Origin of the sequence: Muricauda sp. SCSIO 64092, assembly GCF_023016285.1 — a bacterium.
Classification (GTDB): Bacteria; Bacteroidota; Bacteroidia; order Flavobacteriales; family Flavobacteriaceae; genus Croceivirga.
The window spans coordinates 1,391,347-1,404,920 of sequence record NZ_CP095413.1 but is presented as its reverse complement, the minus strand read 5'-3'; the positions used below and the strand labels follow the sequence as shown (position 1 = coordinate 1,404,920).

General features: G+C 40.8%; 8 protein-coding genes. 3 read left to right on the top strand and 5 right to left on the bottom strand.

Going from position 1 to position 13,574, the window contains the following annotated elements; genetic code table 11:
• Positions 1–2 precede the first annotated feature (2 nt).
• Positions 3–1,850 (bottom strand): restriction endonuclease, encoded by a 1,848-nt coding sequence (locus L0P88_RS05840; protein WP_247133680.1) that lies wholly within the window; start codon positions 1,848–1,850, stop codon positions 3–5.
• A 146-nt stretch (positions 1,851–1,996) separates the two neighbouring features.
• The gene (locus tag L0P88_RS05835) at positions 1,997–2,743 is read right to left on the bottom strand and encodes a hypothetical protein (protein ID WP_247133679.1); all 747 of its coding nucleotides are present in this window, start codon (positions 2,741–2,743) and stop codon (positions 1,997–1,999) included.
• Between the two features lie 126 nt (positions 2,744–2,869).
• Between L0P88_RS05835 and xerA the strand changes: the two genes are divergently transcribed.
• Together xerA and L0P88_RS05825 are read left to right on the top strand one after the other, a co-directional pair.
• Entirely contained in the window at positions 2,870–3,688 is an 819-nt protein-coding gene (gene xerA / locus L0P88_RS05830; RefSeq protein ID WP_247133678.1) for a site-specific tyrosine recombinase/integron integrase, read from the top strand.
• Between the two features lie 619 nt (positions 3,689–4,307).
• Positions 4,308–6,689 (top strand): ABC transporter permease, encoded by a 2,382-nt coding sequence (locus tag L0P88_RS05825; protein WP_247133677.1) that lies wholly within the window; start codon positions 4,308–4,310, stop codon positions 6,687–6,689.
• 395 nt (positions 6,690–7,084) lie between these two features.
• On the opposite strand, the gene L0P88_RS05820 is transcribed toward L0P88_RS05825, so the two are convergent.
• From L0P88_RS05820 to L0P88_RS05810, 3 genes are all read right to left on the bottom strand, one after another.
• On the bottom strand, positions 7,085–8,767 hold the full coding sequence (locus tag L0P88_RS05820) for a serine hydrolase domain-containing protein (RefSeq protein ID WP_247133676.1): 1,683 nt from the start codon (positions 8,765–8,767) through the stop codon (positions 7,085–7,087).
• Positions 8,768–8,967: 200 nt separating this feature from the next.
• The gene (locus L0P88_RS05815) at positions 8,968–11,532 is read right to left on the bottom strand and encodes an ABC transporter permease (RefSeq protein WP_247133675.1); all 2,565 of its coding nucleotides are present in this window, start codon (positions 11,530–11,532) and stop codon (positions 8,968–8,970) included.
• A gap of 28 nt (positions 11,533–11,560) precedes the next feature.
• Positions 11,561–11,899 (bottom strand): PadR family transcriptional regulator, encoded by a 339-nt coding sequence (locus L0P88_RS05810; RefSeq protein ID WP_247133674.1) that lies wholly within the window; start codon positions 11,897–11,899, stop codon positions 11,561–11,563.
• Between the two features lie 555 nt (positions 11,900–12,454).
• Between L0P88_RS05810 and L0P88_RS05805 the strand changes: the two genes are divergently transcribed.
• A complete protein-coding gene (locus L0P88_RS05805; RefSeq protein WP_247133673.1) occupies positions 12,455–13,501 on the top strand; it encodes a serine hydrolase domain-containing protein in 1,047 nt (348 codons plus the stop codon).
• Positions 13,502–13,574: the final 73 nt, after the last annotated feature.

Here is a 13,574-nt window from a genome sequence, read left to right as displayed (position 1 = left end):
GGCTATTTTTTCTTTAAGGCTTTAATTATCCTTTCTTCGTTAATCACAATATCTCTAAATAACACGTGAGGTAAACTTGTGTGCTTTGATATTTTAAATTCCTCAAATATTTTCATTAGTGAAGAAGCTGTAATTAACGACAAGTTCATTTCCATATCCATTTCGCAATCGGTTATAAAATCGTCACTAAATTCAGGTGCAACCAAAAGTGTTTTAATTACTCTCAGATTACAACTTTCTGCTAGTTTTCTATATGATTTGATTTGCCTTGATACAGAGCTAAATTTGTTGTAACCTCTTTCTTTGCTGGTTTTACATTCGACAATTATAACTTCATTATTGTCAATGTTGAGCAAAATGTCTATTTGGTCTTTACTCGTGTTAATAGACTTTTTAAGTTTTTCATCTACGTTAAATCCTAATTTTGAGAATATTGTTTTGGTTAATTCCTCAAACTTTAATCCCAATTCACTTTCCTTGATTGAAATTCCGTTTTCTTTTAATTCGTTCAAGTTTCGGTAAGCAACATTTTCGTAATTCTCAAGGTAGAGGTTTTCTGCGTCTTTGTAGTTCTCTAGAACGTTTAAAATATCGTCTCCCCGTTGCTTAATTCCGTATTCTTTTGTGAATTTGGTTAAATCTTCTTTAGCGATTAAATCTAAAATATCTCTGGGTTTTATATTATAGTCTAAAAGAAAATTAGCTTTTAAAACGAATTCGTCTTGTAATTCAAATTGTTCTTTAAGTTGTTTATTTAGTTTTGGTAAAGACTCGTTTAATTCTATTAACATTTTTTCATAACCGTCAATTGAAATGCCAACTTTTTCGTCTTTTTCTATATTCTCGAAATGAGAAATCAAACTGTCAATTTTGTCATCTAATGTGCTTCCCTTTAACGATTTTATACCAAGACCTTTTTCACAGAGTTCTGTAAGTTGCTTCTTTTTTTCGGTTAAAGTCGTTCCTTCTTTGTAAATGTCATTTTCTAAAATTCCCCTAATCGAAACGCCTTCTTTTATTATTTCCTCAATTTTTTCTGATTGACCTAATTTTCTGTTAATATTATGGATTTTTGATATTTGATTTATCGTTGGCTGACGCATTATTTTTAAAGTTCTTCTTAGAAATTTATCGCCAACTTCTTTTTCTCTTAGTTTTCTTAAAAGTCTAACTATTTCATCTGCCACGTAAACAGTATTCTCTTTTTTAGAATAGAAAATTACTCCAATGTTTTTGAGGCTATTTATAATTTCGAGTATTTCGTCTTTTTTAATTGGAATAATTGTGTAATTAATCAACTTAACTTCTTCTTGAGAAAGTCCTAACGACTTTGAAAGTGTTAGAATTATTGACAATTCATCAAATGTTATTTTTGCCTCTCTATTGTTTATTAAGTCGTTGTTGTAAGCAGTTTTTAAGCAAGAATTATAGATTTTATAATCTCTTTTTCTTGATTCAGATAGTTCCGATTTGTCATTATCTAAATCAGATTTTAATTGCTTCAATCTATTTTTTAAATGTTTAATTTCATTATCGTACAATCTCGAAAACCAATCTTGTTTCATTATGCAATTTCCATCACGAATAATAATGTCAATTAGAATATCCAATTGAGAAGAAGTATCTTGAAATTCGGATTTCAAGTAATTGTAAAACTCATTTTGAGTTAGCAAAAAAATCTTTGAGATATTTTGGCTGTCAACAGATTTTAACCCTTTGTCTGCTGAACTTAAAATTTTGTCAATTTCCTTATTGTTTTCGGGATTTTTGGAAATGATATTATCTATTACTTTAATAAATGAGTTTTTTTCAAGTGAACCTAATTTGTCTAATATCTTTTCTAATTTCATATTGTTTTCGTTTCGTTTTTTTGCTTGTGGCTAACGTCTATGTATGGTGAGTGCGCTACACTTTCTGAGAACTCTGAAATATCGGATTGCTCAGGTATTCGAGAAAAGCTCGAAAGTGCATTCACTATACATTTTGTTATGATCTTTTATTCGGTTTTTAGGTCAGAAACCTCTTTCTGAAGTTCTTCAATAAGTTTCCGTTGTTCTTGATTCTCTTTGTTCTGTTCAATCAAATAAAGTGTCAGCTCCTCTATCTTCTGAAGAAGCTTAGCATTCATCTCTCCCAAGTTGATTCCATTTTCAGTTACTTCAGCTTCACTTGGAATTTCGGGAAGGTGGCCATTTTCACTAATGTGTTCTTCAACTTCTTCGAGCGTTCGAAGCTCATAATCGTCCTCAAAAACAAAGTCAGACCAGCCAGTGGCTTCTACTTTTATTTCTCTTGCTCCAATAGAGCCGTCTACAGCAAGTTTGTGTGAACCAGTTGAAGAAGTTCCAATTCCTACGTTTCCGTTGGTAAGTATCCTTAATCTTTCTGATCCGTTTGTAGCAAATCCAATGAACCCTCCAGAAGTTCCTCCGCCTCTGTAAAATGATATATAACCATTATTCTCATCATTATTATATTTTAGCCCCAGCCGGAAGGATTCGACATTAATTGGTTGAGTTGTAATAGTTTTCGCGTAAAGTGAAAAGCTACTTTCATCGGCGTTTGCTAAAATTGTTCCATATGAGTTGTTTCCATTATTGACGTGCAACTTCGCTCCTGGGTTTGAAGTACCAATACCAATGTTGTCAGTAGTTGTTAGACTAGCTCCATTGTCTGTCCATTGGGCATTTAAAGAGGTTACAATAAGAACAATAGCAGTTGTTGTTAGAATTATCTTCTTCATATTAAAGGTGATTTTTCAAGTTCTGGGATTGATCATAACTATTGGATATAAGATTGATTCCTTATAACCGCCCTAATTTGGTTAAAATTAATACTTTTTACTAAAAATCGATATATTCGTTTTATAATGTCTATTCCTGATTTTGTTAAAATATTGGAGGTTAAAAGGTATAGCAAGAATACCATTGAAAGTTATTCATCAATCGTAAAGATGGCCAGGCACTTTTTCAAAAAGCCGTTAAATAGGATTGATGAAACTGAACTCCATAAATACTTTTATCATATGGTGCATACCAAAAAAGTGTCCTACTCCTATCAGAAACAAATTGCGATGGCACTAAAGCTTTACTATAGGGAAATGTTTGGAAAGAATATCAACCTGGAATTTTTGTTTCCGAGCAGAAAACCCCAAAAACTTCCGGTTGTAATTGCAAAGGAAGATGTTCTTAAAATCATAGAAAAAGCAAACAATATCAAGCACAAGAGTATGATTGCCCTTACCTATAGTGCTGGTCTCAGGGTAGGTGAACTGATCGGACTTAAAATCAGGGATATAGACTCCTCCAGAATGGTCATACACGTCAAATCAGGAAAGGGAAACAAGGATAGGATAGTTCCCTTATCCGAAAAAATTTTGATAATGCTTCGTGAATACTACAAGAAATTTTCACCGAAACAATATTTGTTCGAGGGGCAAAAGGGAGGGAAATATTCCTCTTCTAGCTTCAACAAGCTTCTTAAAGGTGCAGCCAACAGGGCAAAGATCAACAAACAGATTACGGCCCATACCTTACGTCACAGCTATGCCACCCATCTTTTGGAAAAAGGAACTGATGTTAGAGTGATACAAAAGCTTCTAGGGCACAATTCTATAAAGACGACTATGATATACACTCAAGTCGCCGAACCCGCTCTGTTAAATGTTATAAGCCCTTTTGACGATTAAATATTACCATAAAAGGGCCGTTTTTAAGGGCCAACTTCAACTAATGAACTGGTATTAAATTGTCAAGTCCCATCCTTGGTCTTTTTTAGTAGTATCGTTAATTGACCTTTTATAGGATGGAGTTTTATATAATGTCTAGCAAACCTATTTTCAAAGTTTCGTTTTTAATTTCCAGGTAAGTTTTTTCTTATATCAAAAATAGTTCGATAACTTGTGAAGAGTCTGGCAATAACACAAAAAACCACGGACTTTCAGAGGTTCATATTTCAAAAAGCAGAAGAAAAGGGCCTTGTTGAAATTGGATGACTGGATTGTTTTTAGGGCTTCAAAGAAGCTCAAAATTTGGGTGGCACCGAAAGGAATGCCTTTTTAACCATACTTTGACACTTCTGTCTTCTTGGAATATTATTTGATAACAAATTAAAGCAGTATGCATAAAACTTTATTATGGGGTTTTTAAATCGTTGGTTTTAAAGTACTGATACAAAATCTCCCTTTATTCGTGTAACTTTTTTGATATTCCCTACTCTTTAAGATAGGCCGTTACGTTCGTTATTGTGAATCTGAGGATTTTACAATATATACGACCAGAAGGTACCACAGTTCAAATACCTTGACCATGTTGAAACACAACTTCCTGCTCGTCATCAGAAGCATCAAAAAATACAAAGGCTCCTTTTTAATAAACATCATTGGCCTTACGATTGGGCTGACCTGCGTACTGTTGATATTACTTTGGGTCAACGATGAAGTGGGTGTGGACAAATTTCATGAAAAGGACCGTTGGCTGTACCAAATGATGCGCAACTTTCCTGCGGGCGGCGGTGAAATCGTCACTCATGAGGGCAACCCCGCCTTATTGGCCCAAGCCCTAAAAAAAGAAATGCCCGAAGTGGAACACGCGGTTGCCGTCGTTCCCCCTTTCTGGTACACGGGCCAGGGCATCATCGCGCATGGCGAAAAACAAATCAAGGCCGATGCGCAATTCGCCGGGGAAGCTTATTTCAAGATGTTTTCATGGAAATTGTTGCAAGGGAACAAGGAGGGCGTTCTTTCCGATAAATACGGAATGGTCATATCCGACGAGCTGGCCGATAAACTCTTTCCCAGTACGGCAAATATCATCGGGAAGCCCCTACAATTGGAATGGGAGGACTATACTGGGCCGTACTATGTCGCCGGGGTTTTCGAAAAACTCCCCCAGAATACCACCGAAAATTTCGATGTGCTGTTGCCCTACGAACTTTACTTTCAGACCAATCTGGAGCGGATGAATTTGGAAAACTGGGGCAATAGCAATCCGAGAACCTATCTCACCCTGAAGGAGGGTGCCGATGAGGAAGCCTTCAATAAAAAAATTTCGGGTTTTATCGCCACCAAACACGAAGGTTCGAACTCTACCCTGTTCCTCCGCAACTATTCCGATAAGTACCTTCATGGGCGTTATGAAAACGGTAAGTTGGTCGGTGGACGGATTGATTATGTATACTTGTTTTCTGGGGTGGCTCTCTTCGTACTACTCATCGCCTGTATCAATTTTATGAACCTCTCCGTGGCAAGGGCCTCACGGAGAATCAAGGAAATCGGGATAAAAAAGGCAATCGGAGCCGGTCGCAAGACCTTGATGCTACAATTTTTGGGCGAGTCTATCCTGACAGCTTTTTTCTCGCTTATATTAGCCGTGCTGCTCGTTCTTTTGCTGCTTCCCGGCTTCAATTCCATTACTGGAAAGCAATTGGGACTTACATCGGTGTTGGAGTTCCTATGGCCCGCCTTGACCATTGCGTTGCTTACGGGACTTATTGCAGGCTGCTATCCCGCCATCCATCTCTCCGGTTTCAGGCCCGTGGCCGTCTTGAAGGGTACTTTGAAAACATCATCTGGCGAACTTTGGGTACGGAAGGGATTGGTGGTCTTTCAATTCGCGATTTCGATTATTTTGATCGTATCCGTACTGATTGTCCATGGCCAGACGGATCTTATCCAATCGAAGAACTTAGGCTACAACAGGGAGAACATCGTCGTCTTTAAACGGGAGGGAAACCTGGAAAAGAATTACGGACCCTTCATGGATGAGGTCCGGAACATGCCTGAGGTTAGTGGTGTCTCAAGCTTTTGGCACGATTTATTCGGACTCCATGGCGGTACTGGGTCGGTTCATTGGGAAGGAAAAGACCCGGAGGAACGTATCGAATTCAAGAATTTAGAGGGCAGCTATGACCTGTTACAGCTTTTGGGAATCGAAATGGCCGAGGGAAGGGCCTTCTCCAGGGAGTTCAAATCGGACACCCTCAAAGTCATCTTCAATGAGAGGGCCATCGAAGCTATGGAGCTTCAGGAACCCATAGGCAAGACCATAAAGCTTTGGGGACAGGACCGACATATCATCGGAGTGGCCAGGGACTTCCATCTAGAATCCCTTTATGAACCGATAAAGCCAACCATCATACAGTGTTATCCCATCGGTATCGATATTTTGGTAAAGATCAGACCCGGCATGGAGCGGGCCGCGATTGATCGCATTGGGGACCTTTACGATGAATACAACCAAGGCCTTCCGTTCGATTTCAGGTTCATGGACCAGGACTATCAAAAGCTATACGCCTCCGAGACCAGGGTCGTGGTACTGTCCCGATATTTTGCGGGCCTTGCGATACTGATTTCATGCCTCGGCCTTTTTGGACTGGCCGTTCATACCGTAGAGCGGAGGCGAAAAGAGGTGGGCATCCGGAAGGTACTCGGACAAAGTACTGCCCAAGTCACTCTAATGTTGTCCGGCGAGTTTGCAAAGCTGGTCTTGATTGCGATTTTGATAGCACTTCCTGTAGCCTATCTGCTAACTAATAACTGGCTCTCCAGTTTTGCCTATCGAATTCCACTACAGATATGGAACTTTCTGGCAGCGGCACTTGCAGCTCTATCTGTGGCTATGCTTACAGTGGGCAGTCAAGCCATTAAGGCCGCGAACAATAATCCTGTCGATGGGCTTAGGGATGAATAGGTACATGGGGCCATTAACTGGTCCATAAAACGGCCGTTTTATTGGATTTAGCAGAAGAATTAATTCCAATTATTTACACAGTCCCATTTTTAGTAGTATCGTTAATTGACCTTTTACGGAACATTTTTGAAACCAATTCAGGTAGATACTATTCAGATTTATCCCGTGTCCAATTCAGGAATCCTATTGGTGGTTTCCGGCACTTTCCGAGATAACAAGTCATCTTTTTACATATCCCGGATATCTCGCTCAGAAGATGAAAAAGTGGAATTTGCAGTATGAAATGAGTATCAAAAAGGGTTCAATTTATAGGACGATGGGGGTACCGACATTCGTGAAATCTCTCCCAAAGGGTCAAAACCTCAAAATTATCGGTAAAATAAGTCTAGGACGAATCATTGCTTTGTGAACAGGACATTCTTCGCCCTGTTGCTACTGACCCTTATGCCCTCCACAGCACCCTTATCGGATCGGATCACTTTGACTTCGTTGAAGAAAAATCCATTGGCGATCAGATAGTCCTCGGTGTAGGGTACGATATCGAATTCCGGTTGGCGTGCATCGTCGCCCTTCAGTTTGCCGTCTTTCAAAGAAAAATTATAGGTGGTCCATAACTCGGGGGAATAATAACTGCCGACATACTGCTCAAGGTGTTCCTCTTTGGACAGTTCCGGGTCATATTTTTTTCCATGTTGAATATGCCCATCATCGTTTATCACGATATGCCTGTCAATCAGACCACTTCCCGGGTCGATATAGATACTGATGGGCCTGTCCCTCACAAAAAAAGTGGTGTCGGAGGCGGCCAACAGCTCGATCTTGGGGTACTTTTTTTCGGACTGCATATAGTATTTGCCGTTGGATTCATAGAGTTCCACCGAGGTTTTTTCCAAACGGTAGTGGCCCGCTACAAGCTGAAAACTCTTCTTTTTGATGGAAACTTCGTTTTTCAAATGTGGATAGCGCGGTTCGTTCTTTGGTTTTGGCTCCATCAAATCGCCAAGATACAGATCGATCAATGGGTTGACCACACCGATTGGGTTCCCCCTACTTGAGTTTGACAGGGCAATGAACCCCGTATCGGTATCGGGATAATAGGAAAATGTGGCGCGATATCCCCCTACCGAGCCGCCGTGGGACCAGTTGGCCAGCCCCCGATGTTCTTTGTTGCCTATTCCAAGGCCGTAGTGTAGGGTGTCCCCCTTTTTCATGACGTGTTGTTGGGTCAGTTTTTCAATCGTACTGGCCCCGCCCAGTTTTTTATCCCCGAAATTAGCGATCCATTTGGCAAGATCGCCCAAGGTGGAGTAGAGGTTCCCGTTGCCCATATAATTGTAGTATTCGAACCGCTTCTTGTAAGTGCCATCGTTTTCGCGGTCGTAGCTTTTGGCCGTGTTCCTCATGACCATTTCCATATCCTCCCTGAACTCCGTGTTTTTCATGCCCAGAGGTTCGAAAAGGTTCTCTTTCGTCCATTGATCGAACGGCATGCCCGTAACCCGTTCTACGATGTAGGTGGCCAGGATAAAGCCCGTATTGCAATAAAGCCCTAGGGTGCCGGGACTGAAATTGAGCTCCTTTTGTTGGGTTACGAACCGAAGTACGTCTTCCCGTCGCATTGCATCGCCTCCCCGCCAACCTGCCATGGCAAGAATGTCCTGAAAGTTCCTCAGACCACTGGTGTGGGTCAAGAGGTGTCTGATGGTAATCGGCTCCCCAAAATCGGGAATTTCGGGCAGGTGTTTCCGGATGTCGTCATCAAGGTCGAGCCTGCCCTGCTCTTCCAATAGCACTAGGGAAAAGGCCGTGAACTGTTTGGACACGGAGGCGATGTTGAAAACGGTCTTTTCGGTGATGGGAACATCATGTTCCAAACTGGCCTTTCCGTAGGCCCTTGAGAATACGATTTCCCCATCCTGTACGATGCCGACCACACCACCGGGCCCCACCTTCCAATGGGCGCAGATATCATCTATCTTCTTGGAAATGCTGTCCAAGGACTTCTTGAAATCATATTCTTGGGCGTTTGTATTGCCCATCGCGGTCAGGAAGCAAAGGAGAATGGTTTTAAATCGCATAGCTGTTCATTATTGTCCTTAAACAAGGAGATTAAAAAATACAATTGTGTTGCACTTGTTCCAATTGTTTCAAGAATGTAAAATATCGTTGACAAATAGATCAAGCATTCCCTAGTTTGGGTCAACGATCGGCAAAGCGCAAAACCAAAATTGGAAATTTGAACGGCGTTCCTTTAACAGGGCCATTTCAAATGACCGTTCTATTCCTCCCGCAAGGCATGCACTGGATTTCTGTTCGCTACCTTAATGGTCTGTGCATTTGCGGTAAAAAAAGCAATGATCAAAGCCAACGATCCTACCGACAAAAATATCCACCAATCCAAATGGATCCGATAGGCAAAATCCTCAAGCCATCTGTCCATTCCCAGCCAAGCAATGGGAACGGCAATGATCGCCGACAAAAGGACAAGCCTCAAAAAGCTTTTGGAGACGAGGCCTAAAATGTTGGAAACAGTGGCACCAAGTACCTTTCGGATACCGATTTCCTTCGTGCGGAGCAGTATGCTATGGGCCACCAGACCAAAAAGGCCGATGGAGGCAATGAACAAAGCTATACACGTGAAAATGTTGAAGACCTCCCCAAACCGCTTTTCGGATCGGTACAGTTGATTATAGGATTCGTCCATAAAACGATGTTCAATGGGAACCTTGGGCAAAAAGGTTTTAAGCGTCCTTTGAACATGGGCCAAAGAATTGTCCCAATCTTTCATGGTCGTTTTGATTACAATATTGCCATACGCACTTCGGCGCTCGGTGCCCAGGGAAAGGAACATGGGTTCTATGGCCAAATTAAAGGGTTGAAAATGAAAATCTTCGACCACACCGATTACTTGTTTATTGTCGAAGGTCTTGCCAATGGCGGACTCCCAGCCCAGTGCCTTGACTGCCGACTCGTTTAAAATGATGCTGACGGTGGAGTCGGTCGGGTGTTCCGGGGAATAATTCCGTCCTTCTACCAAGGACATCTCGAACAAGTCAATAAAATCATGGTCGATATAATTGCGGTAAATCCAAAGCTTCTCCTCACCACCATTTCCTTCCCATGTATCCACAACACCTTGGGACTGCATATTCAAGGGTAAAGAACTGGCAAAAGAAACTTTTTCGATTTGGGGATGCTTTAACAATTCGGCCTTTAGGGCATCCCTACGTTCATAAAAGTCGGCCTGTCGGTAGGGAACATACACTACCTGATCCCTGGTATACCCCAACTTTTTGTTTTGGATGTACTCCAACTGTTGATGAATGACAACACTTGCTATCGCCAATACAATGGCCGCAGTAAATTGGCCTACCACAAGTATGTTACGCAAAAAGGCTCCGTCTTTTCCTTTTTTAAACCATCCCCCTTTTAAGGCCTTTATTGGGTTTATGGTCGATGACAATATAGCGGGATACAATCCGGAAAGTCCTGCCAATATAATGGCGATGGATAGCATGATTCCGAACACAGTGCGATTGCCTTTTAGATCCAAAGAAACCTGCTGATCGATTAGTTGATTGAATACCGGCAATAGGAAGTAGACCGATCCCATGGCCAGTCCAAAACTAAAAAAGGTAATTAAAATGGACTCTACCATAAATTGATTCACCAATTGTGTTCGTTTGGCCCCCAATACCTTGCGCATGCCTACTTCCTTGGAACGCCCTGCCGATCGGGCGGAGGCCAAATTCATATAATTGATGGAAGCCAATAACAGGATGACCAAGGCAATGAAGGCAGAGAGGTAAATATAACGGATATCGCTATTTGCACTGATCTCAAAATTGATCTGGGAACGTAGATGGATGTCCCGTAAGGGTTGAAGAAAAAATATGGGTTTAAAAGAATCTTTGTAGTAGGTACCGAGCAAGCCTAATTTTGCTTCCAATTCCTTGTATTCGTATCCTTCGGTCAAAACCATATAGGCCCTATAATTATTACTCCCCCAACGGCCCACATCATCTTTATACCAAGGTAGGTTTTGAAAGGAAGTGATATAGTCAAAATCAAAGTGTTGGTTTTTAGGAAAATCCCAAACAATCCCTTTTACGGTAAGTGGGCGGTTATTTTCAAAATGTAGGGTCTTACCTATCGGGGAGTCTTCCCCAAAATATTTTTTTGCAAGGGATTCGGTAAGAATAACGGTGTTGGGATTCTGTAGTGCCTCTTTTCCCATTCCTTCCTTAATGGGATAGGTAAATACCTCAAATAGATGTTCGTCAGCGAACAGACCGCGCTCATAGAAGGTTTGCTCCCCATGGGAAAACAAGGCTTCCCGTACTTGAAGGGTTGTGGCCGCCTCCACCTCCGGAAAATGTTCCTTTAAAGCGGGTGCCAGAGGCTGGGGTGCCAAGGCAAAGCGATCGGTACCCCTGAAATTATTGCCCTTTTGGATTTGGGATACCCGATAGATCCGATCTGCTTTTTCGTGATGCCCATCATAGCTTAGTTCATACTGGATATACAGGGAAATAAGAATAAAACAAACCATTCCAATGGTCATCCCACCGATATTGATCAGCGTAAAGACGCGATGTTTCAATAGGTTTCGGAACCCTATTTTTAAATGGTTTTTGAACATATCACGGTCAAAGATGTTCAACGTCCTTGGAAAGGACCGTATCAGCCCCGGCCTGAAAAGCCCAAGGACATCCAGAGTGAAAAGCCGTTTTGCGCTGCGTATTCCCCGTTCTTCCAACCGTTTTCCAAACCTTTCCCTAAGGTCCCCTTCCAAGTCCTCCAAATAGTTGGGGTGGCAGAACCATCGGAAAAAAGCGAGCATCCATTTTGGTGGATGATGGTTGTTCTTTTTAAGCATGCCCGTTTCTAAAATCCAAATTTGGAATGGCGTTCCAAAGGGCCATTCGTTGCTGTTTCGTGGTTTCTAATATCTTTATCCCATGACTGGTGAGGGTGAAATATCGCTTGCGTTTGCCCCCCCGCATTTTGGTTGCCTCCCCGAATCTTGAGGAGAGATACCCTTTTTTCTCCAATCGTCTTAAAACCGTCTGCAGTGAACCTATGCTCACTTTTCGCTCCAATTGCTTTTCCATTTCATCGATAATCGCGATACCGTATGCCCCGTCGTGCAATATGGCCACGGTAAGGAGGACCACTTCCTCGAATTCCCCTAGGCGATGTTTGCTCATAAGAATATATTTAACTCAAATGTAGTTAAAATAATGACTCAAACCTAATTTTATTCTTAAATGTAGTTTTTATTCCATATTAATTAACTTATTGTAAAGACTGTAGAAAACAAAAATTGTTACCACGCTGAGTATTTGAACTTAATCATGTTCTATAAAAAGGCGATTTAATGAGACAGATTGCAAATAGAAGAGGTTTCCCAAGAAAGGTTCAGTTTTTGGAACTTGAAAAAAATGTGACCAACGGTCTCGTCCAACTTTCAGATACGTTTTTTAAGCTACTATTCTTCTGTCAAGGACTAAAAATTGGCAATTCCAAGTGCTTTTATCCTTCCCTGGACATCTTGGCAGGTTCGATACAGCCTTTGTCGAGAGGTGGTCGAATCCGTCGCAATTGTGGTTACATTGTACCTCACGTTCTGTTCATTACTAATACATCAATTGGGGGGATAAGCATATCAGCTACTTTTTAGTAGGCATGTGATCACTATTTATAAAAGTGTAACAAAAACTATTTAAGATTGTCGTTGTTATGGAATACTAAAACTTCGAGATATGAAATTTTTCCTTGCCACTGGAGTTTTTATGCTACTTGTCTACAGTTCGTTTCCCCAATCTAAAACTCTCGAAGCCTTTATTGATGAATATGCTGGAAAAAATAACTACAATGGCACCATATTGGTCGAAAAGAACGGTAAAACAGTATATAATAAAAGTTTTGGGATGGCTAATTTCCAATTCAATGTTCCTAACAATAATGACACAAAGTATAAAATTGCATCTGTCACCAAATTATTCACGTCAGTTCTTATCATGCAACTTTATGATCAAGGAAAGTTAAAACTAGATGAAAAAATTAAGACATACCTGCCAGACTATACCGGGGATGTTGAAAATAAAGTGACAATATACCATTTGCTCACTGCCACTTCCGGGCTGGAAAGTTTTGAGAAGAATGGAGATGAGGTCTATGAGAATCGCTTTGATTCTGATGAGATTTTAGTAAAGTATTGTAGCGGTCCGTTGGAAAATGCCCCCGGCGAAAAGTTTAATTACAATAATGCTGATTTCTTCATCTTGGCAAAGATATTGGAGAGGATATATGACCTGTCTTATGGGGAAATACTAAAGAACAAAATAGTGGAACCTTTAGGGATGACAAATTCAGGATTGGCTGCCCATTCAAAGGTTATTATTGGACTAGCATATGCATACGACTGGGACAAGGATTCCAAAACGGCCACCAACGAGCCATTCTATTATATTGAGAATTATGGCGGTGCCGGTGCAATGTATTCAACTTCAGGAGACCTCTTAAAATTTTCGAAAGCTTTGTACTCCAATCAGATTATAAGAGAAGAAACATTGGAATTGCTGTTAAAACCCTATTTGAGCGCATATGCTTGTGGTCTTTGGGTCTATGAGAAGGAGATAGGGGATAAAAAGTTGAGAGTAGCTGAAAGACAAGGTTCCATTGAAGGCTCAAATACCAGATTCATAAGAATCTTGAACGAAAACAGCACAATTGTTTTATTGTCAAATATGTACACTGCGAACTTGAATGAACTTCAATTTGAAATAATGAAGAGATTGGTGGAATAAATCTGTTTTTTGATTGTGTTCCAACAAAGGAATAGATCCATAACTAATAATAGGAATGTAAAGGTTGTGATTA

Bases quoted from the DNA above. Each gene is read 5' to 3' on its own strand.
- L0P88_RS05840 (WP_247133680.1), bottom strand. From the start codon at position 1,850: ATGAAATTAGAAAAGATATTAGACAAATTAGGTTCACTTGAAAAAAAC.
- L0P88_RS05835 (WP_247133679.1), bottom strand. From the start codon at position 2,743: ATGAAGAAGATAATTCTAACAACAACTGCTATTGTTCTTATTGTAACC.
- L0P88_RS05815 (WP_247133675.1), bottom strand. From the start codon at position 11,532: ATGCTCGCTTTTTTCCGATGGTTCTGCCACCCCAACTATTTGGAGGAC.
- L0P88_RS05820 (WP_247133676.1), bottom strand. From the start codon at position 8,767: ATGCGATTTAAAACCATTCTCCTTTGCTTCCTGACCGCGATGGGCAAT.
- L0P88_RS05825 (WP_247133677.1), top strand. From the start codon at position 4,308: ATGTTGAAACACAACTTCCTGCTCGTCATCAGAAGCATCAAAAAATAC.
- xerA (WP_247133678.1), top strand. From the start codon at position 2,870: ATGTCTATTCCTGATTTTGTTAAAATATTGGAGGTTAAAAGGTATAGC.
- L0P88_RS05805 (WP_247133673.1), top strand. From the start codon at position 12,455: ATGAAATTTTTCCTTGCCACTGGAGTTTTTATGCTACTTGTCTACAGT.
- L0P88_RS05810 (WP_247133674.1), bottom strand. From the start codon at position 11,899: ATGAGCAAACATCGCCTAGGGGAATTCGAGGAAGTGGTCCTCCTTACC.